The sequence below is a fragment of the Mesorhizobium sp. P2_B5 genome (assembly GCF_056404775.1).
Window position 1 is genome coordinate 558881 of record NZ_JBFUDJ010000001.1, and the last position, 24764, is coordinate 583644.

At 63.9% G+C, this 24764-nt stretch carries 25 protein-coding genes; 11 read left to right on the forward strand and 14 right to left on the reverse strand.

All coding sequences use genetic code 11. From position 1 onward, the window contains the following. Positions 1 to 114: 114 nt before the first annotated feature. From AC1D1N_RS02830 to AC1D1N_RS02870, 9 genes are all read left to right on the forward strand, one after another. Complete coding sequence (locus tag AC1D1N_RS02830; RefSeq protein ID WP_436262319.1) at positions 115 to 1134, forward strand: substrate-binding domain-containing protein; 1020 nt, start codon at positions 115 to 117, stop codon at positions 1132 to 1134. A 66-nt stretch (positions 1135 to 1200) separates the two neighbouring features. Then, a complete protein-coding gene (locus tag AC1D1N_RS02835) occupies positions 1201 to 2727 on the forward strand; it encodes a sugar ABC transporter ATP-binding protein (RefSeq protein ID WP_436262320.1) in 1527 nt (508 codons plus the stop codon). A 44-nt stretch (positions 2728 to 2771) separates the two neighbouring features. Beyond that, positions 2772 to 3731, forward strand: coding sequence for an ABC transporter permease (locus AC1D1N_RS02840; protein ID WP_352557084.1), 960 nt, complete (start codon positions 2772 to 2774; stop codon positions 3729 to 3731). 1 nt (position 3732) lies between these two features. Beyond that, a complete protein-coding gene (locus AC1D1N_RS02845; RefSeq protein WP_436262321.1) occupies positions 3733 to 4713 on the forward strand; it encodes a sugar-binding transcriptional regulator in 981 nt (326 codons plus the stop codon). Next, positions 4703 to 5698 carry an aldo/keto reductase gene (locus tag AC1D1N_RS02850; protein ID WP_436262322.1) on the forward strand — a complete coding sequence of 332 codons (996 nt, stop codon included), beginning with the start codon at positions 4703 to 4705 and terminating at the stop codon, positions 5696 to 5698. The genes AC1D1N_RS02845 and AC1D1N_RS02850 overlap by 11 nt, the downstream gene beginning before the upstream one ends. 74 nt (positions 5699 to 5772) lie before the next feature. Beyond that, on the forward strand, positions 5773 to 7581 hold the full coding sequence (locus AC1D1N_RS02855; protein WP_477346470.1) for a glycerol-3-phosphate dehydrogenase/oxidase: 1809 nt from the start codon (positions 5773 to 5775) through the stop codon (positions 7579 to 7581). Further along, positions 7493 to 8335 carry a class I fructose-bisphosphate aldolase gene (locus AC1D1N_RS02860; RefSeq protein WP_477346472.1) on the forward strand — a complete coding sequence of 281 codons (843 nt, stop codon included), beginning with the start codon at positions 7493 to 7495 and terminating at the stop codon, positions 8333 to 8335. Before AC1D1N_RS02855 ends, AC1D1N_RS02860 begins: the two co-directional genes overlap by 89 nt. Continuing rightward, positions 8328 to 9851 (forward strand): FGGY-family carbohydrate kinase, encoded by a 1524-nt coding sequence (locus AC1D1N_RS02865; protein WP_477346474.1) that lies wholly within the window; start codon positions 8328 to 8330, stop codon positions 9849 to 9851. Before AC1D1N_RS02860 ends, AC1D1N_RS02865 begins: the two co-directional genes overlap by 8 nt. Next, positions 9848 to 11455 (forward strand): GMC family oxidoreductase, encoded by a 1608-nt coding sequence (locus tag AC1D1N_RS02870; protein WP_477346476.1) that lies wholly within the window; start codon positions 9848 to 9850, stop codon positions 11453 to 11455. The genes AC1D1N_RS02865 and AC1D1N_RS02870 overlap by 4 nt, the downstream gene beginning before the upstream one ends. 38 nt (positions 11456 to 11493) lie before the next feature. Here the strand turns inward: AC1D1N_RS02870 and AC1D1N_RS02875 are convergent, their stop codons facing one another. Further along, on the reverse strand, positions 11494 to 11850 hold the full coding sequence (locus AC1D1N_RS02875; protein ID WP_112560051.1) for a YciI family protein: 357 nt from the start codon (positions 11848 to 11850) through the stop codon (positions 11494 to 11496). After that, on the reverse strand, positions 11847 to 12056 hold the full coding sequence (locus tag AC1D1N_RS02880) for a hypothetical protein (protein ID WP_112560052.1): 210 nt from the start codon (positions 12054 to 12056) through the stop codon (positions 11847 to 11849). Before AC1D1N_RS02880 ends, AC1D1N_RS02875 begins: the two co-directional genes overlap by 4 nt. 220 nt (positions 12057 to 12276) lie before the next feature. Between AC1D1N_RS02880 and AC1D1N_RS02885 the strand changes: the two genes are divergently transcribed. Then, entirely contained in the window at positions 12277 to 12702 is a 426-nt protein-coding gene (locus AC1D1N_RS02885) for an OsmC family protein (RefSeq protein ID WP_112560053.1), read from the forward strand. Positions 12703 to 12929: 227 nt separating this feature from the next. Here the strand turns inward: AC1D1N_RS02885 and AC1D1N_RS02890 are convergent, their stop codons facing one another. From AC1D1N_RS02890 to AC1D1N_RS02930, 9 genes are all read right to left on the reverse strand, one after another. Beyond that, positions 12930 to 13559, reverse strand: a complete 630-nt coding sequence (locus tag AC1D1N_RS02890; protein ID WP_477346479.1) for a YceH family protein — start codon at positions 13557 to 13559, stop codon at positions 12930 to 12932. A 233-nt stretch (positions 13560 to 13792) separates the two neighbouring features. Continuing rightward, positions 13793 to 14572, reverse strand: coding sequence for a succinate dehydrogenase iron-sulfur subunit (locus AC1D1N_RS02895; RefSeq protein WP_477346481.1), 780 nt, complete (start codon positions 14570 to 14572; stop codon positions 13793 to 13795). Further along, on the reverse strand, positions 14572 to 15009 hold the full coding sequence (locus AC1D1N_RS02900; RefSeq protein WP_477346483.1) for a DUF3052 family protein: 438 nt from the start codon (positions 15007 to 15009) through the stop codon (positions 14572 to 14574). Before AC1D1N_RS02900 ends, AC1D1N_RS02895 begins: the two co-directional genes overlap by 1 nt. A 2-nt stretch (positions 15010 to 15011) precedes the next feature. Continuing rightward, entirely contained in the window at positions 15012 to 16844 is a 1833-nt protein-coding gene (sdhA, locus tag AC1D1N_RS02905) for a succinate dehydrogenase flavoprotein subunit (RefSeq protein ID WP_477346485.1), read from the reverse strand. A gap of 1 nt (position 16845) precedes the next feature. Next, positions 16846 to 17241 (reverse strand): succinate dehydrogenase, hydrophobic membrane anchor protein, encoded by a 396-nt coding sequence (sdhD, locus tag AC1D1N_RS02910; RefSeq protein WP_192254711.1) that lies wholly within the window; start codon positions 17239 to 17241, stop codon positions 16846 to 16848. Beyond that, the gene (gene sdhC, locus AC1D1N_RS02915) at positions 17241 to 17660 is read right to left on the reverse strand and encodes a succinate dehydrogenase, cytochrome b556 subunit (RefSeq protein ID WP_477346487.1); all 420 of its coding nucleotides are present in this window, start codon (positions 17658 to 17660) and stop codon (positions 17241 to 17243) included. Before sdhC ends, sdhD begins: the two co-directional genes overlap by 1 nt. A gap of 370 nt (positions 17661 to 18030) precedes the next feature. Continuing rightward, on the reverse strand, positions 18031 to 18630 hold the full coding sequence (locus AC1D1N_RS02920; protein ID WP_112560060.1) for a DUF1236 domain-containing protein: 600 nt from the start codon (positions 18628 to 18630) through the stop codon (positions 18031 to 18033). 64 nt (positions 18631 to 18694) lie between these two features. Next, positions 18695 to 19792, reverse strand: coding sequence for a zinc-binding metallopeptidase family protein (locus AC1D1N_RS02925; RefSeq protein ID WP_477346490.1), 1098 nt, complete (start codon positions 19790 to 19792; stop codon positions 18695 to 18697). Between the two features lie 91 nt (positions 19793 to 19883). Beyond that, on the reverse strand, positions 19884 to 21131 hold the full coding sequence (locus AC1D1N_RS02930) for a flavin monoamine oxidase family protein (RefSeq protein ID WP_477346492.1): 1248 nt from the start codon (positions 21129 to 21131) through the stop codon (positions 19884 to 19886). 141 nt (positions 21132 to 21272) lie between these two features. On the opposite strand from AC1D1N_RS02930, the gene AC1D1N_RS02935 reads away from it, so the two are divergent. Continuing rightward, the gene (locus AC1D1N_RS02935; RefSeq protein WP_436262332.1) at positions 21273 to 22070 is read left to right on the forward strand and encodes a lytic murein transglycosylase; all 798 of its coding nucleotides are present in this window, start codon (positions 21273 to 21275) and stop codon (positions 22068 to 22070) included. Between the two features lie 93 nt (positions 22071 to 22163). Here the strand turns inward: AC1D1N_RS02935 and AC1D1N_RS02940 are convergent, their stop codons facing one another. The 3 genes from AC1D1N_RS02940 to AC1D1N_RS02950 form a co-directional block, all read right to left on the reverse strand. Further along, complete coding sequence (locus AC1D1N_RS02940) at positions 22164 to 22754, reverse strand: hypothetical protein (protein ID WP_477346494.1); 591 nt, start codon at positions 22752 to 22754, stop codon at positions 22164 to 22166. Between the two features lie 32 nt (positions 22755 to 22786). Further along, positions 22787 to 23362 (reverse strand): hypothetical protein, encoded by a 576-nt coding sequence (locus tag AC1D1N_RS02945; RefSeq protein WP_477346496.1) that lies wholly within the window; start codon positions 23360 to 23362, stop codon positions 22787 to 22789. Between the two features lie 150 nt (positions 23363 to 23512). Further along, a complete protein-coding gene (locus AC1D1N_RS02950) occupies positions 23513 to 24736 on the reverse strand; it encodes an argininosuccinate synthase (RefSeq protein WP_352556974.1) in 1224 nt (407 codons plus the stop codon). Between the last annotated feature and the right edge of the window lie 28 nt (positions 24737 to 24764).

Genomic DNA, 24764 nt, shown 5'->3' on the forward strand with positions numbered 1-24764 from the left:
CATTGACACGCAAAAAATCCCGGCCTACTCAAGTTCGCCAGAGATTTCACATGATGAAATTTCTTGCAAGCTGACGCGACGAGGCTTTCATCGTCGGGGAACCCGGAGGAGAGAATGAACAGGATTGGGCTGGCGGGCGTATTGAGCGCCGCCGTGATGACGCTGACCCTGGCGATGCCAGGCGCAGCGTCGGCAGAGAGCAAGTTTCAGTGCAAGCCGGATGAGACCTATGTGATGAACGTCATGGTCTCCGCGCATCCTTATTGGGTGCCGGTCTACCAGGGCTTCAAGCAGGCAGCAGCGGCGATGGGCTGCAAGACCGTGTTTTCGGGCACGCCGGACTATGACATCGCCAAGCAGATCGCGTCCTTCGAACAGGATCTGATCAAGAAGCCGGCCGGCGTGCTGCTGCACCCGATGCAGGCCGATCCGTTCATCGAGCCGATCAACCGCGCCATCGAAAACGGCACCACCGTCGTCACCTTCGCCGCCGACTCGCCGAAGTCCAAGCGCGTGTCCTACATCACCTCGGACAATCTGGCGGAAGCCAAGTTTGCCGCCGAGGAGATCGTCAAGCAGGTCGGCGACGATGCCGAATACGGCGTGCTGGAGAACCCCGGCCAGAGCAACCACGATCTGCGCGTCACCGCCTTCATCGATTACCTCGCCAAGAACTATCCGAAGATGAAGCTGGTGGGACGCCAGGCCTCCAACCAGGACACCAATGTCGCCAACAAGGCGGTGGCCTCGATGCTGCAGGCCAACCCGAACCTGAAGGCGCTGTGGATTCCGGAAGCCGGTTCGGCAGAAGGCGCGGTCGCTGCCGTTCTCGAAGCCAAGGCCAAGGTGCTGATCATGCACGCCGACATCACCCCGGCGACGCTGGAACAGATCAAGGCCGGCAACATCCACATGGCGTTGAGCCCGAACCAGGGCATGCAGGGCTATCTCGGTTTCGTCGCCACTTTCATGGCGGCGCACCCCGAGCTGATCGACCCGTTCAACGACTACAAGACGTCGGGCTACAACCCGATGAGCATCCCCTTCGCCGATAACGGCTTTGCCGTCATCACCAAGGAGAATGCCGACTCATTCGACCTGAACAAATACATGCAAGGCCGCGATCCCAGCTGATCCGTCCCAATTGAGCAGCCGCGCCGTCAGGCGCGGTTGCCTCACCCTTCCCAGGCGAGCGCACAAGTGGAAACTCCGGCCCTTCTCACAATATCCGGCCTCAGCAAATCGTTCGGCCCTGTCCGGGCGTTGCGTGATGTCTCCTTCGAGCTGCGCGCCGGCGAAATCCACGCCATCGCCGGCGAGAACGGCGCCGGCAAGTCGACGCTGATGAAGGTCATCGACGGCATCCTGCCGCCCGACAGCGGCGACATCCAGGTCGACGGCCGCTCCGTGTCGATCCCCTCGCCGCTGGCGGCGCAGAAGCTCGGCATCGGCTTCGTGCATCAGGAGATTGCGCTCTGCCCCGATGTCTCGGTGGCCGAAAACATCTTCATGTCGATCACCAACGCCAGCGAGGCGCTGCTGATGAACTACCGCGACCTCGAGAAACGCGCAGCGGCAATCCTGGCGCGGCTCGGCAACATCGATCCGACCGCGATGGTGCGCAGCCTGTCGATTTCCCAGCAGCAGCTGGTCGAGATCGCCAAGGCGCTGACGCTCGACTGCCGCATCCTCATCTTCGACGAACCGACCGCAGCGCTGACCGAGCGCGAGGCCAAGAAACTGTTCGAGATCATTCACCAGCTTGCCGGCGAAGGCATCGGCATCATCTATATCTCGCACCGCATGGCCGAGATCTTCGACAATTGCGACCGCGTCACGGTGCTGCGCGACGGCCAGTACATCACCACGCTCGACATCCCAGCGACGACGCCCGAACAGGTGGTGGCGTCCATGGTTGGCCGCGTCATCGACAGCCTCTATCCCGAGAAGCTGCGCGACGACGAAAGGTCCGAAGACATCCTGCTCGAGGTCAGCAACCTCTGCGAGGCTCGCACCTTTCGCGACATCAGCTTCCAGCTGCGCAAGGGCGAGATCCTCGGCATTGGCGGCCTGATCGGCGCCGGCCGCAGCGAGATCGTCAAGGGCATCTGCCGGCTGGAGGGTCAGGTCACCGGCGATGTCAGCCTGCACGGCAAGCCGCTGTCGCTGACCCACTATGGCGACAGCATCGCCGCAGGGATCGTCTACCTCTCGGAGGACCGCAAGGGCGACGGGCTGTTCCTCGACATGTCGATCGCCGCCAACATCTCAGCACTCGCGGTCGACCGCATCGCCACCCGCTTCGGCCTCATCAACGAGCGGCGCGAGAAGCAGCGGGCCGAGACCATCGGCAGGCAGCTGTCGCTGAAATGCGGCCATGTCGGGCAGCCGGTTTCGACGCTGTCGGGCGGCAACCAGCAGAAGGTGGCGATCGCCAAGATGCTGTCGGTCGACCCCAAGGTGATCTTCCTCGACGAGCCGACGCGCGGCGTCGATGTCGGCGCCAAGGCCGAGATCCACCGCATCCTGCGCAAGCTGGCGCGTGACGGCGTCGGCATCGTGGTCATCTCGTCCGAGTTGCCGGAACTGATCGGCGTCTGCGACCGGGTGCTTATCGTGCGCGAGGGCCGTATCACCGGCGAGGTCACCGGCGACGCGATGACGGAAGAAAACATCATGGTCCTGGCATCGCTTGCCGATGAAGACCGGGAACGGAGCGCCGCATGAGCATCGTGGGGGAAAGCATGGACAGCGCGACGCGAGCCGCCCGGATGGGTCTCGGCGAAAGGCTTGGCGGCCTGATCAGGATGCGCGAGATCGGCCTGATCCTGATCATCGCCGTGCTGTTTGCCGTCATGTCGTTCGCTTCACCCTATTTCCTGACCTGGGACAATATGCGGGCGATGGCGATGGCCTTCGCGGTCGAAGGCATTGTCGTCGTCGGCATGACCATCCTGCTGATTTCGGGCGGCATCGACCTTTCGGTCGGCTCGGTCACCGCACTCGCCATGGTGATCGCCGGCCTGCTGTTCCTCGGCGGTGTCGACCCCTGGCTGGCGTCACTGGCAGCGATTGCAGCCTGCGCCGGCATCGGCGCCTTCATGGGGTTCTTCGTCACCAGAGTGGGGCTGCACCACTTCATCGTCTCGCTGGCGGTGATGGTGATTGCACGCGGCCTCTGCCTGCTCGGCACCGGCGGCCGGCCGCTCGGGCTCTATACGCTGCCGCCCGAGTTCAAATTCATCGGCCAGGGCGCCATTGGCGGCATTCCGGTCGTCATCATCATCTTCATCGTCTTCACCGTCCTGTCCGACTTCATGCTGCGCCGCACGACGATGTTCCGCAAAGTCTTCTATACCGGCAGCAATGAGAAGGCGGCGGCCTATTCCGGCATCCGCACCAAGAAGGTCGTGTTCCTGACGACGACGCTCTGCTCGACGCTGTGCGGCTTTGCCGGGGTCATCTACATGGCCCGCTTCGGTTCGGCCCAGCCGACATTCGGCGCCGGCATGGAGCTGAACGTCATTGCCGCGGCGGTGATCGGCGGCGCCAGCCTGACCGGCGGCTCCGGCACAATTCTCGGCGCCATCCTCGGCACCATCCTGCTCTCCGTCGTTTCAAGCTCGCTAGCCCTGCTCGACGTGTCCGTCTATTGGCAGGACATCATCCGCGGGTCCATTCTGCTGACGGCGGTCACCGCCGATTACTACTTCAACAAGCGGCGGGGCTGAGATGGCGGACGGCAGGGAAGATTTCGAGGCGATCCGGCAGATCCACACGGTGCTGGTGCTGCACTTCGTCGACGGCATGAAGCAGAACGACATAGCCGCGGCGCTCAATCTGTCGGCGTCCAAGGTCAATCGCCTGATTGCCCAGGGTCGCAAGCTCGGCATGCTGAGGATCGCGGTCGAGAGCCCGTTCCAGCGTTTGGTCGATATCGAAAAGCAATTGATCGAAGTCGCCCAATTGGCGGGCGCGATCGTGACGCCAACCGTGGCCGGCAGTCCCGACAGCACGCTGCAGCAGGTGGGACGCGCGGCGGCCAACCAGCTGCTCGAGACCTTGCGTGACGGCGACGTCATCGCCATTACCGGCGGCAAGGCGATCAGCGCCCTGGTCGAGAACCTGCAGCCGGAGCGCGCCTTCGACATCACCGTCGTGCCGCTGACCGGCGGTGTGCAGGGTAAGCACTATACCGACGTCAACCATCTGGCGACGCGGCTGGCCGAGCGGCTCGGCGGCTCCAGCATGCTCTTGCATGCGCCGCTGTTCGCCGAAAGCCGCGAGCAGCGCGATCTGCTGCTGCAGATGGCCTCGGTGCGCGAAATCTTCGACCTGGCGCGCAAGGCCGCGATCGCGCTCGTCGGCGTCGGGTCGATCCAGACGCCGGGATCGAGCTATTACGACCTCCACCCGGGCCTCGACCCCGATCGCGAAAAGCTCGCCGCCAGCGGTGCGGTCGGTGAGTTCCTTGCGCATCTCATCCGCGACGACGGCACGCTGGCCGACTACCCGCCCAATGACCGCCTTGTGGCGCTGGCGCCTTCGGAGCTCGGCCGCTGCCGGTCCGTGATGGGCGTGGCCAGCGGCGCCGAAAAAGTCTGGCCGATACGCGCCGCACTGCGCGGCGGTTATCTGAAATCACTGGTCGTCGACGAAGAGACGGCCAACGCAGTCCTGAGCAATGCGGGGAGCATACGCAATGTCGCCTGAAATGTTGACGCGCACCATTGGCGCGTCGGGAATCTCCGCCTCCGCGATTGGCCTAGGCACCTGGGCCATCGGCGGTTGGATGTGGGGCGGCACCGACGAGGCACAGTCCATCGACACCATCCGCGCCTCGATCGACGAAGGCGTTTCGCTGATCGACACCGCGCCGGCCTATGGGCAGGGCCTGTCAGAGGAAATCGTCGGCAAGGCGATCAAGGGCCGCCGCGACAAGGTAGTGCTCGCCACCAAACTTGGGCTGGTCTGGCACACGAAGAAGGGCAACCACTTCTTCGATTATGACGGCGTGCCGGTGCATCGTTATCTCGGCGCCGACTCGGTGGTCTATGAGGTGGAGCAGAGCCTGCGCCGCCTCGGTACCGACCATATCGACCATTACATCACCCACTGGCAGGATCCGACGACGCCGGTCGCCGAGACGATGGAAGCGCTCGACCGGCTCAAAGCCCAGGGCAAGATCCGCTCCATCGGCGCCAGCAATGTCAGCGTTGCCGACGTGCAGGCCTATCTCGCGGCTGGCCAGCTCGACGCCGTCCAACAGGAATACAGCATGGTGGTGCGCGACATGGAGCGCGACCTGTTGCCCTTCTGCGCGGCAAATAACGTGTCGGTGCTCAGCTATTCCTCGCTGGCGCTCGGCCTTCTCTCGGGCAAGATCGGTCCGGACCGCGTCTTTACCGGCGACGATCAGCGCAAGGACAATCCGCGCTTCTCGCTGGCCAATCGACGCAAAGTTGCAGCGCTGATGGAGGCGATCCGGCCGATCGCCGAGGCGCACGGCGCCAGCGAGGCGCAGGTGGTCATCGCCTGGACGCTGCAGCAGCCGGGCATCACCTTCTCGCTCTGCGGCGCGCGCAGCCCGCAGCAGGCCAGGGAAAACGCACAAGCCGGCCGCATCAGATTGTCCGGTGAAGAGTTGAACCAGATCAGTGAGGCAGCCAGCCGCCATCTGACCAAACTCGACGCCTGACGCCATCCATAACCGAAACCAGTTGAGCTGCCGCCCACCGGACGGCAGAACGGCCAACCTTGCCCGGCAAAGCCATGCCTGACCAGAGAACCGTCATCCTCGAGACGATCCGCCGCAACGGCGCGTTCGATGTCGTCGTCGTGGGCGGCGGCATCAACGGCATCGGCGTCTTTCGCGAGCTGGCGCTGCAGGGCCTGAGGGTACTGCTGGTCGAGCGCAACGATTTCTGCTCCGGCTGCAGCGCCGCCCCTTCGCGCATGATCCATGGCGGCCTGCGCTATCTCGAAAATGGCGAGTTCGGCCTGGTGCAGGAATCGCTGCGCGAACGCGACGCGCTGCTGGCCAATGCGCCGCATATGGTGCGGCCGCTGCCGACGACAATTCCGATCCGATCCGTCTTCTCCGGGCTGATGAACGGCGCGGCCGGCTTTCTCGGGCTTTCGGAAACGCCTTCCAGCCGCGGCGCGCTGGCGATCAAGGCCGGACTGGCGCTCTACGACTGGACGACGCGCAAGCGCCGCGTTCTGCCGCGTCACAATTTCCGCGGCGCCAAAGCGACACTCGCGCAATGGCCGGCGCTCGACCCGAAACTGCGCTTTTCCGCCACCTACTACGACGCCTGGATCAGCTATCCCGAACGGCTCGGCATCGAATTGCTGCGCGACACCGCACGTCTGGCGCCCGACAGCCTTGCGCTCAACCGCGCAGAGATCGCGCGGGTGGGCTCGGCCTTCGAACTCACCGACACGGCGGGTGGAGAACGTTTCATCATCACCGCCAAGGCGATCGTCAATGCGACAGGTGCGTGGCTGGATTCGGCGATCGCCCGCCTCGACGCCTCCGAAAAGCCGGCAGCGCCCTTGGTCGAAGGCACCAAGGGCTCGCATCTCATCCTCGATAACGAGCCACTATACCAGGCGCTCGGCGGCCACATGATCTTCTTTGAGAATGCCGACGGCCGCGTCTGCATCATGTTTCCCTATCTCGGCAAGGTGCTGGTCGGTTCGACGGATATCCGCGTCAGCCAAGCCGGGCGCGTGCGCTGCGAACCGGCCGAGACCGACTACATATTGGCGGCGGCGCGCCTGGTCTTCCCGTCCATTCCTGTCAATGCCGCCGATGTCGTCTTCACCTATAGCGGCATCCGGCCATTGCCGAAGAGCGACCATGCCTTCACCGGCCGGATCTCGCGTGGCCATTCCGTGCATCGCATTGCCGGCGACATCCCGCAATTCTGCATGATCGGCGGCAAGTGGACGACCTTCCGCGCCTTCGCCGAACAGGCGGCCGACGAAGTGCTGGCCGAGCTTGGCCGCGAACGCCTTTGCGGCACGCTGACCCTGCCGATCGGTGGCGGCCTCGGATTCCCCGCACACCCGGCGTCGCTGGCTGCCGATCTGGCGGGTGAGTTTGCGATCAGCGGCGAACGCGCCGCCTATCTCGTCGATCGTTACGGCAGCGGCGCGCGCGACATCATCCTGTTCTGTCTCGGACGTCCCGACGATATCAGGCTGGACGACCGGACCGAAACCACGGCGGCCGAGATCGTCTACCTCATCCGGCATGAGTTCGTGACCTGCCTGTCGGACCTTGTCCTGCGTCGCACCTCGCTTGCCATTGCCGGCGACATCTCGATCGTGTCGATCGAGCGCATCGCCGATGCTCTGGCCGCCGAGCGCGGCTGGAACCACCAGCATCGCGACGACGAGATAAAAAACCTGATCGCCGAACTCGACACCTATCACGGCGTCTCGCAAGAGATGCTCGACCAACGCACGATCTCAGGAGCACAAAATGAAACTCAGCGCCAAAGCCCGGATGAACCGGATGTTCACCAACGGCAATTGCCTCGACGTGGCGCTCGATCACGGCGTCTGCAATGAGCCCGGTTTCCTCGTCGGCCTGGAGGACATGCCCAGGGTCATCGACACGCTGATCGCGGCAGGCCCCGACGCGCTACAGCTCGCTTACGGCCAGGCCGATCTCCTGCAATCACGGCCGGACGAGGACAAGCCGGCCCTGGTCATGCGCATCGACATGGGCAATCCCTATAACGCTGAGCGCCACCGGGTGATGTGGTCGATGCTGCAGAACCATGATGAGCCGATCATCGGCGCGCTGGAGATGGACGCGGCCTGCGTTGTCGTCAACCTGTTCATGCTGCCGGACGAGCCAGAGCTGTTTCGCCAATGCGTCGAAAACATCAGCAAGGTCCGCGCTGCCTGTCACCGCTACGGCATGCCCCTGATGATCGAGCCGCTGGTGATGCTGCCCAACGATATCAGGGGCGGCTACGAGGTCGATGGCGACGCCGAGAAGATCGTGACCCTGGTGCGGCTCGCCGCCGAAATGGGCGCCGACATCATCAAGGCCGACCCGACTGACCGGCCGGAGGATTTCCACCGCGTCGTCGAGGCAGCGCGCGTGCCGGTCCTGGTTCGTGGCGGCGGCAAGGATGACCTCAAGACGGTGCTGGCGAAATCGTCGGCCCTGCTCAGGCAAGGCGCCAAAGGGCTGGTCTATGGCCGCAACATCTATCAGCATGCCAAGCCGAAGGCGGTGGTCAACGCGCTGATGGCGATGATCCACAACGACGCCGGCGGCGAAGAGGCCTGGGACATCTATAACAATGGCTGATCAAGCCGCATATCTGCTCGGCCTCGACGCCGGCAACACCATCATCAAGGCGGTGCTGTTCGACCAAACCGGTCGGCAGCTCGCCATGCATGCCGTCGCCGGCCGCTCGCACACGCCGCAACCCGGTTATGTCGAGCGCGACCTCGGCGGCATGTGGGCCGATGCGCGCGACGCCATCCGCGCCTGCATGGCGCAGGCCGGCATCGATGCGCGTGAGATCGCTGCCATCGGCTGCGCCGGCCATGGCAATGGCCTCTATCTGATCGACCGCGCCGGCGCCCCGCTGATCGGCATCCAGTCGCTCGATACACGCGCCGCCGGCACGGCGACGACGCTGGCGTCGCGCAACGCCGAGGCACTGCACGCCATCTGCCTGCAAAAGCCGTGGCCGGCGCAGACCCCGGCCTTGCTGGCCTGGGTCAAGCAGCACGCACCGGACCTCTATGCCGCGACCGGCACGGCGATGCTGTGCAAGGATTTCATCACATTTCGCCTGACGGGTGAGCGAGTGAGCGATGTCTCCGACATGTCCGGTTGTGGCCTCGTCCGCATGCCCGAAGGCGTCTACGATGCCGAGCTTCTCGCACTTTACGGCATTGAAGATGCGCAAGCCAAACTGCCGCGATTGTTGGACAGCGCCGACATTGCCGGTGCGGTGACCGCGAAGGCAGCTGAGGAGACCGGGCTGGCTGAAGGCACGCCGGTCATTGCGGGCTATTTCGACGTTGTCGCCAGCGCCATGGGCGCCGGCGTCGTGCGGCCCGGCGAAGCCTCTGTCATCGCCGGCACCTGGTCGGTCAATCAGGTTTTCTCGACCGCGCCGGTGGTCGACCCCAATGTTTTCATGGTGGCACGCTTCGGCCCCGGCCGCTTCGCCAACATCGAATCCAGCGCGACATCGGCCGCCAATCTCGAATGGTATGTGCGCGAATTCGTCGAGCGCAGCAATCACCATCACGACCCCTTCGCTCACTGCAACGCGGCGGTCGGTGCGGTGACGCCGGCCTGGGACGATCCGATTTTCCATCCGTTTCTCTACGGCTCGGGGCAAGGCGCGGAATTCCGCGCCGGCTTCTACGGCCTCGCCGGCTGGCACAAAGAAGGCCATTTGCTGCGTGCGCTGTTCGAAGGCGTGATGTTCGAGCACAGGCGCCACATCGACGTGTTGAAGAACGCCGGCGTCGGCTTCGACAAGGCTGTGCTGTCGGGCGGCGGCTCGCGCAGCGAACACTGGCCGCAAATCTTCGCCGACGGGCTTGGCGTGCCGATCACCGTACCCGAAGCGCGCGAGACCGGCGCGCTCGGCGCGGCCATCGGCGCCGGCGTCGCGGTCGGCCTGTTCGCCGACTATGAAGCCGGCGTCGACGCCATGACCCGGTCAAGCGCCGCCTATCGGCCGGACCCCGCCATGCGGGACCATTACAACAGGCGTTATCGCGCCTATTGCGGCCTCGCCGATACGCTGCGATCGTTCTGGGCCGAACAGGCCGCAGAACCGAGTAGAACACCGCAATGACCCAACGGCTCGATGGCGACTACGACTACATCATCGTCGGCGCGGGCACCGCCGGCTGCGTGCTGGCCAACCGCCTGAGCGAAAACCCGGCGACACGCGTGCTTTTGCTCGAGGCCGGCGGCAGCGACAATTACCACTGGGTGCATATCCCCGTCGGCTATCTCTATTGCATCGGCAATCCGCGCACCGACTGGATGATGAAGACCGCCCCGGAAGCAGGCCTGAACGGCCGCTCGCTGGTCTATCCCCGGGGCAAGGTGCTGGGTGGCTGCACCTCGGTCAACGGCATGATCTACATGCGCGGCCAGGCGGCGGATTACGATGGCTGGCGGCAGATGGGCAATGTCGGCTGGGGCTGGGACGATGTGCTGCCCTACTTCCTCAAATCCGAGGACCATCATGGCGGCAAGACCAGGCTGCATGGTTCCGGCGGCGAATGGAAAGTGGCGCGGCAACGCCTGTCCTGGCCGATCCTCAACACGGTGCAGGAAGCCGCGAAGGAATTCGGCATCATGCCGCGCGAGGACTTCAACGACGGCGACAATGAGGGCTCCGGCTTCTTCGAAGTGAACCAGAGCAAGGGCGTGCGCTGGAACACGGCCAAGGCGTTCCTGCGCCCGGTGCTGCGGCGGCCCAACCTTCGGCTGGTTGTCAACGCGCATGTCGAGAAGGTGCTGTTTGACGGCAAGCGCGCGATCGGCGTCCGCTATCTCGCCGGCGGCGAAGCCATCGAGGCAAAGGCCGGAAGTGAGGTGCTGCTGACGGCAGGCTCGATCAACACGCCGAAACTGCTCGAGCTTTCCGGCGTCGGCCAGCCGGATCGCCTCGCCGCACTCGGCGTCGACGTGGTGCACGCCAGCCCCGATGTAGGCGAAAACCTGCAGGACCACCTGCAGATCCGCACCGTCTACAAAGTGTCGTCGGCGCTGACCCTCAACACCCTTGCCAACAGTCTGACCGGCAAGGCGCGCATCGCGCTGCAATATGCCTTTGCCCGATCGGGGCCGATGTCGATGGCGCCGAGCCAGTTCGGCATGTTCAGCAAATCCGATCCGTCGATGGCGACGCCGGACCTGGAATATCATGTCCAGCCGCTGTCGACCGACCGGCTGGGCGACCCGCTGCATCCGTTCCCGGCGATCACCATGTCGGTCTGCAATCTGCGGCCCGACAGCGTCGGCTCCGTGCACGCCACGACGCGCGAACTGGCCGTGCAGCCGGAAATCCGGTTGAATTATCTGTCCACGGTGCGCGACCGCGAGATTGCGCTGCGCTCGGTGCGCCAGGCACGCTCGATCATGACTGCCAAGGCGCTTGAAGCCTTCCATCCGGAAGAAATCTTGCCCGGTCTTGCCCACCAGTCCGACGATGATTTGCTGCACCAGATCGGCTCGATCGCGACGACGATCTTCCATCCCGTCGGCACCTGCCGGATGGGCGTCGACGACCGCGCCGTCGTCAGGCCGGATTTGCGCGTCACCGGCGTCGAGAGCCTGCGCGTCATCGACGCCTCGATCATGCCGCGCATCGTTTCCGGCAACACAGCCTCGCCGGTGGTGATGATCGCCGAAAAGGCAGCCGACATGATCCGCCGACCGGCGTGAGTCTGCCCACGCGCGGCCGACGAAGCGCTCCGACCTTCTTATGACCCAGGCACGTCGTAGATCGCCCGCACCTCGATGGTACCGATTTCGGCCAGAGGAATCTCGCCGGCGATCTCCAGCGCCGCGTCGAGAGTATCGGCCTCGATCATGACGAAACCGAGCAATTGCTCCTTGGTTTCGGCGAAGGGGCCGTCCGTGATCAGCCGCTTGCCCTGGCGCCGCCGCACCGTCTTCGACGTTTTCACCGATTGCAGCGCCTGCGCGATGATGAGCTTGCCTTGCTGATCCAGTGACCGGTCATAGGCCATCGAATCGGCGTCGAGCTTGGCCAGACGCTGCGGCGTCATGGCATGGAGATCTTTTTCCTCGCCGTAGACCAGACAGACATATTTCATTTCCAGCTCCCTTGCTCGGACGAACCATAGGCGATCAACGTGCCGGTTGCAGCCCTGCCGGCGGAGACGTGGTCGAGCACGCAGACCGCAAGACCGATGATGGCGATCGCCAAAAGCAGCCGGCCGAAGCCGGAAGGTCGCGAGCAGTCGATGTGTTGCGGCCTTCCGCCGGTGCTGTTCCAATGGGCAGAAAACAGATTGTTCATGGGTACCTCCATCCGCCACGAGAATCCGTGGCCGCCCGCAGGACGGTCGGCGCAGGTGCAAGTCGACATTTTTGCACGCAGATTTTTTCAAAAAGATTCGGCAGGGCTCGGCGGCGCCGCAGTCACGCCAAAACAGCGCGATGGTCTTCCCCTGCCGCCGCGCTATAGTTGATGGGAACGCCGCCAGGCCGGCGCTATCGCTGCAATCAAGGAGGACTTCATGGACCGCACCGCAAACGCCGTCTGGAAAGGCAATCTGAAAGAGGGCAACGGCACGCTCGACACGCAGAGCGGCGCCTTGAAGGGCACCCCCTATTCGTTCAAGGCACGTTTCGAGGACGAGAGCGGCAAATCCGGCACCAATCCCGAAGAGTTGATCGCCGCCGCGCACGCCGGCTGCTACGCCATGCAGCTATCGCATTTCCTGGCCGAGAACGGCACGCCGGCCACCGAACTCGACGCCAAGGCGGTGGTGACCCTGGTGCCCGGCACCGGCATCACCGGCAGCGCCATCACTTTGGTCGGCAAGGTGCCGGGCATCGACGCGGCGAAGTTCAAGGAATTGGCCGAAAAGGCCAAGGCCGAATGCCCGGTCTCGAAGGCGCTCGGGGCCATCAAGGTGTCGCTCGACGCGAAATTGGGGTGAAGGGCCGGCAGGGTCTGCACCGTACTTTCGCCGTCAGCGCCGCCCCTCACCTGGCTGCCGCCATCCTCTCCCCGTAAACGGGGCGAGGGATGCTGTTATCGACGGTTTCGCCAACCGCCAACGTTGCAAGAAATGCGTCGCGGTTGCGGCCGGCCTCCTTCTCCCCGTCACTATACGGGGAGAAGTGCCCGGCAGGGCGATGAGGGGCAGCGCTAACTTCGGAAATCTTACCCGCCCAGCGCTTCGAGCCGGGCGCGCAGCGCGGCAACATCTTCTTCCAGCACCCTCACGCGCTCTTCCAGGTCGGAAGCAGGCATGGCTTGCGCGCTGCGCTGTACCGATAATGCTGCGACGTCCACCGCTCCAGCGAGCAGATGCACGTAGCGGTCCTCGCGCTGGCCTGGCCCGCGTGGGATTTCCTGGATCAGCGGCGGCCGGCGACCGATCAGCATGTCGAGTTCGGCGCGCAAATCCTCGATCGACGAGAACCGCGCCATGCGCTCAGCTCGCGCCAGGAGCTCATGCGCCGTCTGCGGTCCACGCAACAGGAGCAGCCCGAGTAAGGCGGTCTGCGGTGTGGTCAGCGAGAAGCGCTGCGCCATCTGATGCTCATAGCGCTCGACGCGCGAACCGAACATCTGCCGCACCAGCCCCTTCTGCTCGAGCAGCTTCAGCCCGCGGTGCACCTCCGTCTGCTCCAGCGCCATGACAGGCTCGCGCGCCGTCTTCTGATTGGCTGCGGCAAGTGCCGCATTCAGCGTCAGCGGATAGACGTCAGGCGTCAGCTCCTTCTTTTCGATCAGGCAGCCGAGCACGCGAGCTTCGACGGGATTAAGGATGGGAAGGTCGTCGCTCATTGGGTTGCAATCCTTTCTGAGGCTGGCGGGACAGCCCCTTTGTCCTGCCGGACATCTCCCCCACATGAGGGGAGATCGCCAGCTTCGCCGACAGCGCGCCATCCTTCAACCTGGGAGATTGGCGAACGACGGGATGACAGCCCAATCTCCCCACCTGTGGGGGAGATGGCCGGCAGGACAGAGGGGCGCGAAGGATCGCTGCGTTCGAGATCGCCGCGAGCGGCCCGCCGGGCCTAAACCCTTCTCTCCACCATCATCTTCTTGATTTCGGCAATCGCCTTGGCCGGGTTCAACCCCTTCGGACAGGTCTGGGCGCAGTTCATGATGGTGTGGCAGCGATAGAGCCGGAACGGGTCTTCGAGATTGTCGAGCCGCTCGCCCTTGGCTTCGTCGCGGCTGTCGATCAGCCAGCGATAGGCCTGCAGCAGCGTTGCCGGGCCGAGATAGCGGTCGCCATTCCACCAGTAGCTCGGGCACGAGGTCGAACAGCAGGCGCACAGGATGCACTCGTAGAGTCCGTCGAGCTTCTCGCGGTCCTCATGGCTCTGCAGCCACTCCTTGGCCGGCATCGGCGAAACCGTCTGCAGCCAGGGCTGGATAGAAGCATGCTGGGCGTAGAAATTGGTGAGGTCGGGCACCAGATCCTTGACCACCTGCATATGCGGCAGCGGATAGACTTTGACGGCGCCGGAAATGTCGTCGCAGCCCTTAGTGCAGGCCAGCGTGTTGGAGCCGTCTATGTTCATGGCGCAGGAGCCGCAAATGCCTTCGCGGCAGGAGCGGCGCAAGGCCAGCGTCGGGTCGATCTTGTTCTTAATCCACAAAAGCGCGTCGAGCACCATCGGTCCGCAATCGTCCATGTCGACGAAATAGGTGTCGATGCGCGGGTTCTCGTCATCGTCCGGCGACCAGCGGTAGATCCGATATTCCCGCAGGTTGGTGGCGCCCTCCGGCTTGGGCCAGGTCTTGCCCGGCTGCACCTTCGAGTTCTTGGGAAGCGTGAGTTCGACCATTACCGCAGGTCCTTTCGGATGACGAGCTTCAGCCCGGACCAGATTTCATTGACGGCAGCGACCTTGACGTCGACCAGGTCGCGCTTCAGCGCTTCAGTGCGAACGACGCTTTCGGTGACATCGGTCGGCACTTTCGATGCCTTTTTCGGCCAGGACACCCAGACCATGCCGCCGCGTTTGATCGCCGCTTCGACATCGCCGAGGCGATCCTCGATCTCGGTGCGCTGCCGCGTGAAGGCGTGGACGGCATCGTATTTCAGGGACGTTCCCGAAATCGCCGACCAGTCGCCCAGCCGGTCGACCAGGGCGAAATCGACGGCCTCCGTGAGATCGCTGAGATCGTCGGGCAGCGCGATGAACGCCGCGACCATCCCGTCCTTCAGGCCAAGCTTGGCCGGAAGCGGCGTGCCCGAATATCCCGAGGCCGACAGCGCCATGGTCAATACACCCTGGCCTTGGGCGCGATCTTGGCGAGGCTGATGCCGCCGTCCTTCTCGGCCAGTAGCGGCTCGGTGTGCACGGGGCGGTAGCTTAGGCTCACCTTGCCGTCCTCATTGAGGTGGGCCAGCGTATGCTTGCGCCAGGTCGTGTCGTCACGCGCCGAGAAATCCTCGCGGGCGTGTGCGCCACGACTTTCCTTGCGCGCCGCGGCGCCGTAGACCGTGGTGATGGCGTTGGCCATCAGATTTTCCAACTCCAGCGTCTCGACCAGGTCGGAGTTCCAGATCATCGAACGGTCGAAGACCTTGACGTCCTTGAGCTCGGTCCAGATCTGCGAAATGCGCTTGCAGCCATTGTCCAGCGATTCCTGGGTGCGGAACACCGCTGCGTCTTCCTGCATCGCCTTTTGCATCTTTTCACGCAGCACGGCGGTCGGCGTCGAGCCGTTGGCATGACGCAGCCGGTCGAAGCGGTCCATGATCCTTTCGACCGAGGCTTCGTTGGGCGCGGGGATCGCCGAGTTGCGGTCGATGACCTGGCCGGCGCGGATCGCCGCGGCGCGGCCGAACACCACGAGATCGATCAGCGAGTTCGAGCCCAGCCGGTTGGCGCCGTGGACCGAGGCGCAGCCGGCTTCGCCGACCGCCATCAGTCCGGGCGATACCCGGTCGGGATTTTCGCCTGTCGGGTTCAGCACCTCGCCCCAGTAATTGGTCGGCACGCCGCCCATATTGTAGTGCACCGTCGGCAGCACCGGGATCGGCTCCTTGGTCAGGTCGACGCCGGCGAAGATCTTGGCCGATTCCGAAATGCCGGGTAGCCGCTCATGCAGGACGGCCGGGTCGAGATGATCGAGATGCAGGAAGATATGGTCCTTCTTCGGGCCGACGCCCCGCCCCTCGCGGATTTCCAGCGTCATGCAGCGCGACACCACGTCGCGTGAGGCAAGGTCCTTGGCCGACGGCGCATAGCGCTCCATGAAGCGCTCGCCCTCGGAATTGACGAGATAGCCGCCCTCGCCGCGCGCGCCTTCGGTGATCAGGCAGCCGGCGCCGTAGATGCCGGTCGGGTGGAACTGCACGAATTCCATGTCCTGCAGCGGGAAGCCGGCGCGTGCGGCCATACCGCCACCATCGCCAGTGCAGGTGTGCGCCGACGTCGCAGAGAAATAGGCGCGGCCGTAACCGCCCGTCGCCAGCACCACCATCTTGGCCGAAAAGCGATGGATGGTGCCGTCATCGAGATTCCAGGCGACGACGCCGGTGCAGGTGCCGTCCGGCTCCATGATCAGGTCGAGTGCGAAATACTCGATGAAGAACTGCGCGTTGTGCTTCAGCGACTGGCCGTAGAGCGTGTGCAGCATGGCGTGGCCGGTACGGTCGGCGGCAGCGCATGTGCGCTGCACGGGCGGGCCCTCGCCGAAATTCATCATCATGCCGCCGAACGGCCGCTGATAGATCTTGCCCTCTTCGGTGCGCGAGAACGGCACCCCGTAATGTTCGAGCTCGTAGACGGCGGCGGGCGCCTGCTGGACCATGTATTCCTGCGCGTCTATGTCGCCCAGCCAGTCCGAACCCTTGACGGTATCGAAGAGATGCCATTGCCAGTTGTCGGGACCCATATTGGCAAGCGAAGCAGCAATGCCGCCCTGCGCCGCCACCGTGTGCGAGCGGGTCGGGAACACCTTGGTGATGCAGGCGGTGCGCAGGCCCTGTTCGGCCATGCCGAGCGTGGCGCGCAGGCCGGCGCCGCCTGCGCCGACGATCACGACATCGAATTTGTGGTCGACATAGGTGTAAGCCGGGTTGGCTGATTTTGCGTCCTTGGCCAACTCAGCCTCCGAATGCGAGCTTGAGCAGGGCGAAGATCGAGGCGACGCCGACCGCTATGGTGAAAAATGTGCTGAGCGCGATCGTCAGCAGCTTCAGGCCTTCGCTGATCACATAGTCCTCGATGATCACCTGCATGCCGAGCCGCATATGGTAAAGCCCGGAAATCAGGAAAAGAATCATCACCAGTGCCACGAACGGATTGGCGAGCGCTGCCCGCACCTCGGTATAGCCGGCGCCGTTGAGCGCGATGAGGAAGCCGACGAAGAACAGTGTCAGTGGAATGTTGGCGAGCGCCGTCAGCCGCTGGCGCCAGAAATGCTGTGTCCCCTCGTGGGACGAGCCAAGACCACGGACTTTTGCCAGCGGCGTGCGCATGTCGTTGTTGCTGCCGCTCATCACAAGGCTCCCCGTGCCATATAGCCGGCGACCCAGATCAGCAGCGTGAGCGCAACCGAGCCGGCCAGCGTCGTCCAGGCGATCTTCGATGCCGTATGTTTCTCGAGCCCGGCGCCGGTGTCCCAGACGAGGTGGCGCACGCCGCCCAGCATATGGTGCATCAGCGCCCAGGTGTAGCCGAACAGGATGAGGCGGCCGAGCCAGGTGCCGAAGGCCCAATTGACCCAATCGAAGGCACCTTGCGAACTCGCCGCCGCCATCAGCCAGGCCGCGACCAGGAGCGTGCCGAAATACAGCGCGCCGCCGGTGATGCGATGGACGATCGACATCGTCATGGTGATCGGCGGGCGGTAGATCGTCAGATGCGGCGAGAGCGGCCGTTCACGTCTGGCGGTTCGGGTGGCTGGTGATTTGCTCATGGCTGCCCCAGTTCGAAGTCCGGAGCCGCAATGGAATGCGGCGTTTGCCGCCTTCATGTGTGACTTCAGACAGCCGGTTTCTAATGCTCTTTTTGCACCGCGTCAAAGCCAGAAAATCGTTTTGGAAACGTCATTTAGTCTGACAAAAAGGCTGGCGATTGCTTCAATCGATTAGGGGCCGGCCCGAAGCCGGCGCAACGTTCGCTGCAGTGCGGAATAATCGTTCCGCGACGGCGCAGGCGAGCTATGACCTCGCCGTCGGGAGCAAGGCCAGGAAGGCCGAGATCGACAGAGCAGCTCCAAGCGGCCTGACCAAGCCGACACCGGGGAGAAGGCGGCCGCCGGATGGGGACCGCCTTCGGGGACTCGATCAGCGCACTACATACATGATGCGCCGTGTCTGCGGGTCGACCAGCGCAGGCTGGCCGTTCACATAGACATAGCGGTAGCGGTAATCGGGGATTTCGCGCAGTTCGACGGTGTCAGGCAAGGTCGCGCCTGTCACCACCTCGCCGTCGAGATAGACCGGGTCGAGCCGGTGCGTGCTGACATAGGTGCCGACTTCCGCCGGCGGCCTGTCGATGGCGTCGATGGGGCCGTCGTCGGAAAGTATCGCGCCGGTATAGGTGTCGGGATAATCATCCTGCGGCGGTGCAACGACGGTGATGGCGGCGTCGGCAGGGCGGCGCGTCAGCACGACCCGGCTGCCGCCGAAATCGGCCGTCACGTAGTCGGAATAGACCCAGCCCTGGCCGCCGGCTTCGGCGATGGTGCACCATTTGCTGTTTTCGATGCAGCCATTGAGCGTCGCCGACTGGCCGGCGGCAAGCACGCCGATCACCGGATATTGCGGGCCGGGGCCGGCGCGCACGTTAAGATCGGTGACGGCCGAGACGGCAGTATCGGCGAGTGCCGCACCCGACATGGCGACAAGCGCCCCGGCGACGGCCGGAAACAGTATGCGTCTCATGATTTCGCTCCGTTTTCGTTGGTCCCTCGCGAGCCGAAACGAAACCGGGCCTTATGCGTTCCGGCTAAAATGCCTGTGCCGGCTCACGATTTATTCCGGTTTCTTTCGGCAAACCCGTCAGAAGCTCATGTACGAAGGCGAGTTTCTGCGCCGTCACGTCCGAAATGACGAAGGGATAGAGGTCGGGCAGGCCCATGCAGCGGTTGATTGAGTTGGAGGCTTCCGACAGCACCAGCCAGCGGGCGAGGATCTTTTCGAACGGCTCGGGCACGGCGTGAGGCTCGGCTGGGGCGGGCTGCAGGCGGCCACCGGTGTCGCCCTGCGGCAACACATTGGCCTCCATCGTCTCCAGCTGGCCGAGCGGAAAGTTCAACGCGTGCACCATCTCAAGCGTGTCGGTGATGTGCAGATGGTGCGCCCAGGTCTCCGCCCAGTCCTCCCACGGATGCGATGTCGCGTAGGCCGAGATGTGGTTCTGCTGCCAGTCGGGCGCCGCGCCATTGGCGTAGTAGGTCTGCAGCGCCTGCTCATAGTCGGCGCGCTCGTCGCCGAACAGCGCCCGGAAGGCGTCAAGCCGTTGCGGGTCGTCGCGGATCAGCCGGTCCCAATAATAGTGGCCGAGCTCATGGCGGAAATGGCCGAGCAGCGTGCGGTAGTTCTCGCCCATCTCGACGCGCCGTCGCTCGCGCTCGGCCGAGTCCGCCTCGGCGACATTGAGTGTGATTAGGCCGTTGTCGTGACCGGTGAGGATGCGTTCGCCGCCGGGACCGCCGCCGATCGGGTCGGCCAGGAAGTCGAAGGCCAACCCGATCTCGTCGCCAGGCTTCTGCTTGGGCGCCACCGGCAGGCCGAAGGCGAGCAGCGAATAGATGGCGCGCTTCTTGGCCGCCTCGACGCGGATCCAGCGGCGGCGGTTGCCGTCGACGGAGAGGTCGGGGATCAGCTGGTTCAGCACGCAGGCGCGGCAGAAGGGGTGGCCCGGCTCGGCCATCCAGTTGCAGGCGCATTCATCGGCGTTGGTGCAGTGGAAGATGCCGTCGATATCAGACAGGGCGAAGCGCGCATGCTCTGGGTCGTAGAGAACGAGGTTCGAGCAGCTCAGGCACTGCGCGTTCTCGAAATAGAGCCGGTGGCCGCAATGCGGACAGTCGAACAGTTTCATCTCGGCCTCAAATCGTCACGGCAGTTATATGGTACGCGCGGCGCGCGGCCCAAAACGCCAGTGACCGGCGGGCGTTCCCCTTTTGCCGGGGCTATTTCACGGCCAGCCGGGCGGCGACCTGCCGCGCCACGTTCTCACCCGACAGGCGCGCGCCGCCGCAGGTCTGGATCAGCGGGCCAGCCAGATGCTCGCCGGCGAAGAATATCTTGTCCGCCACCGGCTGCATTAGCGTTGCGCGGGCCTCCGAGCGTCCGGGACGGGCCGCGGCATAGGCCCCGCGCACGAAGCGCTCGCCACCCCAGTTGGTCATCATGGCGCGTGCCACATGCTTTCTGGTGTCGCTGCCGAAAATGCCGCACAGCCGGTCGACGACGAAGTCGATGCCGGCCGCCTCGCCCGCCGCCGACATTTCCCAGGCGAAGTCGCCGCCGACAAAACCGACCATCAGGTCGAGGTCGAAGGGGAAGCACAGGAAATAGATGTCGTGCCGGGCCATGCGTTCGATCAACAGGTCGTCGAAGGGCTCCAGGCCGAGCCTGGTGCCGCGGATCTCCACGGGCAGCTTGGTCAGCATGCCCATCGGCAGGTCGAAGAAGGCGCCAAAATGCGCGTCGGGAAGTGCAGGCGAGAATTCGATCTCCTCGAAGGCGAGGACGGCCGGCGAGGCGGTGACGATCACCGCCTTGGCGCGCACGGTGCCGCGATCGGTGACGCAGGCGACGCCCGGCACATCCCACAGGATCTTGCGCACCGGAGTTGACAGTTCGACCGGCAGGTCGGCGCCGAAGCGGGCGACCAGCGCGCCGAAGCCTTCTTTGCTGAAATAGTTCGGGTCGAGATCGGCGGCGGCCTGGAAGTCGCGGATCGAGATCTCGTCCTCGTCGGCGCCGAAATCCATCGGTCCGGCGAAAGTGGCGGCGGCGCGCGGCGCCTGGCCCTTGGCCAGAAGCGTCGACAGCCGGTCGTCGTCGCCCTGTTCGACCTGATGCGTGGCCAGCAGCTCGAACAGCCGCGCATCGGCGGCCTTCATCTCTGCCTCCTCCTGCTCGCTCGCCTTGCGCTGGCGGTAATAGAGATGGTCGACATTCATGTCATGGTGATGCAGCGTCCAGCCGGCAGCCTGCGCTTCGGGAAAATAGGGATTGCGGTCGGCGGCGTGCAGCCAGGCGCAGCCGATGTCGAACGGGATGCCGAAATGCTGGTCGCTGGTCCAGGCGCGGCCGCCGATGCGGCCCATGGCTTCGAGCAGCTTGAAGGAAAGGCCTGCGGCACGAATGGTCCTGGCGGCAGCTAAGCCAGCTGAGCCGGCGCCGATGATGACGACATCAACGTCTTCCATGGGTTCCCCGCCACAATAAGCACTTGATCGTAGGCAAATTCCGCTGCATTGGCCAGCGTGGCGCCGGGGCTACGGTGACAATGGCGCGTTTCACTGGCAAGTTCACAACCGGGACGTGATTCAGGCAATCAGGAGAGAAACATGGCATTGTTTGCCAAGGGAAGAGTTTTTGTGGCCGCGGCAGTGGCGGTATTTGCGCTGGCGACGGGCGCGCAGGCGGCCGCCAGCTGCGGCAAGACCGGCGCGGGCTTTGACGCGTGGAAGTCGGACTTCGCCGCACAGGCCAGGTCCGAGGGTGTCGGCGGGAAGGGTCTGGCTGCTCTGGCCGGTGCCAACTACGCGACCAAGACGATCTCCGTCGACCGTGCCATCCACAAGGCATTCAGCGGCTCGGTGGACGCTTTCATGAAGCGCCGTGGCGGGGCTGCCATCATTTCCAAGGGCCGTACGCTGAAGAAGTCGAACGCGGCGATGTTCGACAGGATCGAGAGCAATTACGGCGTCTCGCCGGGCGTGTTGCTCGCCATCTGGGGCATGGAGACCGGCTTCGGTGCCTCCCTGGGCAACCAGAACACGGTCTCTGCCATCCTGACGCTGGCTTACGATTGCCGCCGCCCGGGATTCTTCTACCCGCATGCCATTGCAGCGCTGAAGCTGGTCGATCGCGGCGCGCTGAGCGCCTCGTCGGTGGGTGCCGCGCATGGCGAGATCGGCCATACTCAGTTCCTGCCGGGCAATGTCCTGAAGTATGGGGTCGGCAACGCAAATCTGCGCGACAAGGCGACCGCGCTGGCGTCCACCGCCAACTTCCTCAAGGCTCATGGCTGGCGGGCGGGTGCGAGCGCAAGTGCCAATATGGGCGCAATTGCCGGCTGGAATTCCGCCAGCGTCTATCAGCAGGCCATCGCCCAGATCGCCGACGCAATCGACGGCAATTGAGCGACAATCTCCCATTCAACGGAAAGCCCGGCCATGTGCCGGGCTTTTTTGTCGGTGCGTGTGGCATGCCAAGAGCGGCGAGCGCCTTGGCTCTCAATTGTTCACGTAACCGCCGGCCACGGGGCATCTCTTCGAAGCGGGAACCTCGAAGGTGCCGCCGTAAAGGTTCGAGCAGGTACGGAACTTGGAGTTCCTCCGCGTTGGAGGAGCCGCCTTTGGCCTACCCTCGAACACCGTCGGGACTCCGGCAGCTTGCGAGTAGCTGCCGCCCAAGAGGCATTTCTCGGAAGCGAGAACCTCGAAGGAGCCGGTGATAACATTTGAGCAGGTGCGGAACTTGGAGTTCTGCGGCGCCGGTGGTTGCGGAGGCGCTTTTGATTTGCCCTTGATGACCAGCCATATCTCGGTCGGTAGGTCGAGCTGCACTTTGTTCAAATCGGAGTAGCTGATCCGCCCGCTGCGGACCCCTTCGCCAATGCGTTGGCAGAACAGGGCCGGCATGCGCTCCTGCGAGACGCCCATGAAAGAGGCGATTTCGTGCTTGAACGTGATGCTCCATAAATGGACGGCGGAGATGCACCCGTCTGGATTCTGCTCGCGTTTTCCGGCCGCCTGCGAGGACTGGCATCCGGTAAAGACGACGGCCGCCGCAAGCAAGAGAAAGATACGGTTTTGCACGGTCAACAGCCCTCCAGAACGACCAGATTCGATCTCTCTCAATAATTCGCGTAGCCGCTCAACGGGCATTTCCCGGAAACGGGAATCTGGAAGGTACCGGTAATACCGCTGCAGGTACGAAATTTGGGGTTCCGCGGCGCCGCGGCAGCCTTCTTTGATTTCCCCGTCATCTCGATTTTGGTCGGTTGGTCGAACTGCGCGTGGCCGCTCAACGGGCATTTCTGGGAAACGGGAACCTGGAAGGCGCCGTTATTACGGTAGCAAGTACGGAAGTTGGACGTCCGAGGCGCCGGGGCTTGCGTAGCAGCCTTCGACTTGCCCTTGATGACCAGCCATATCTCGGTCGATTGGTCGAGCTGCAGCCGGTTCAAGTCGGAGTAGCTGATCCGCCCGCTGCGTATCCCTTCGCCAAGGCGCTGGCAGAACAAAGCCGGCATGCGCTCCTGCGAGACGCCCATGAAAGAGGCGATTTCGTGCTTGAACGTGATGCTCCATAAATGGACGGCGGAGATGCACCCGTCTGGATTCTGCTCGCGTTTCGCGGCCGCCTGCGCGGACTGGCATCCTGTAAAGGCGGTGGCCGCCGCAAGCAGGAAAAAAATAGCGTTCTTCACGATCAGAATCCCTCCGTCCCGCGAGGGAATTTAGATGAAGCTTTTAGAAGGTCAACAGGAGCCGCCTGGCTGGTTTGACTTTTCTTATATTAGAGATGCCAAATAAAAACCCGGCGTCTCCGCCGGGTCTGCCTGTAATAGTAGTTGGGCTCAACCCTTGCGATTGCGTGCTGCAAGTGTCCTCAGCCGCAGCGCGTTGAGGCGGATGAAACCGGCGGCGTCCTTCTGGTCGTAGGCGCCGCGGTCATCCTCGAAGGTAACCAGTGCGTCGGAGTAGAGCGTCTTCTTCGATTTGCGGCCGGTGACCATGACATTGCCCTTGTAGAGCTTCAGGCGCACCGTGCCTTCCACATCTTCCTGGCTCTTGTCGATCATAGCCTGCAGCATCAGGCGCTCGGGCGAGAACCAGAAGCCGTTGTAGATGAGCTCGGCGTAGCGCGGCATGAACTCATCTTTAAGGTGACCTGCACCCCTGTCGAGCGTGATCGATTCGATGGCGCGGTGGGCGACGATCAGGATGGTGCCGCCGGGCGTCTCGTAGACGCCGCGCGACTTCATGCCGACGAAGCGGTTCTCGACCAGGTCGAGCCGGCCAATGCCGTTGTCGCGGCCAAGATCGTTGAGGGCCGTCAGCATCGCAGCCGGCGACAGCTTCTTGCCGTTGAGCGCAATCGGATCGCCCTTCAAAAATTCGATCTCGATCTCGGTGACCTTGTCGGGCGCATCCATCGGCGAGACGGTGCGCTGGTGGACGAATTCCGGCGGTTCGCTCCACGGGTCTTCCAGCACCTTGCCCTCCGAGGAGGAGTGCAAGAGGTTGGCGTCGACCGAGAAGGGTGCCTCGCCGCGCTTGTCCTTCGCCACCGGGATCTGGTGCTGCTCGGCGAAGTTGATCAGGTCGGTGCGCGACTTGAACGACCAGTCGCGCCACGGCGCAATGACCTTGATGTCCGGGTTCAGCGCATAGGCCGACAGTTCGAAACGGACCTGGTCGTTGCCCTTGCCGGTGGCGCCATGCGCAATCGCGTCGGCGCCGGTCTCCCTGGCGATCTCGACGAGATGCTTGGAGATCAGCGGACGGGCGATCGAGGTGCCGAGCAAATAGGTGCCTTCATAGACGGCGTTGGCGCGAAACATCGGGAAGACGAAGTCGGAGACGAATTCCTCGCGCACGTCGACGACCCGGATATCCTTGATGCCCATCATCTCGGCCTTCTTGCGCGCCGGCTCCAGCTCGCCGCCCTGGCCGAGATCGGCGGTGAAGGTGACGACTTCGGCGCCGAGTTCGGTCTGCAGCCATTTCAGGATGATGGAGGTGTCGAGGCCGCCGGAATAGGCGAGCACGACCTTCTTGACGTCTTTGGTCTTCGACATTGTTGGCGGTTCCGCGACAAGGGTTCTT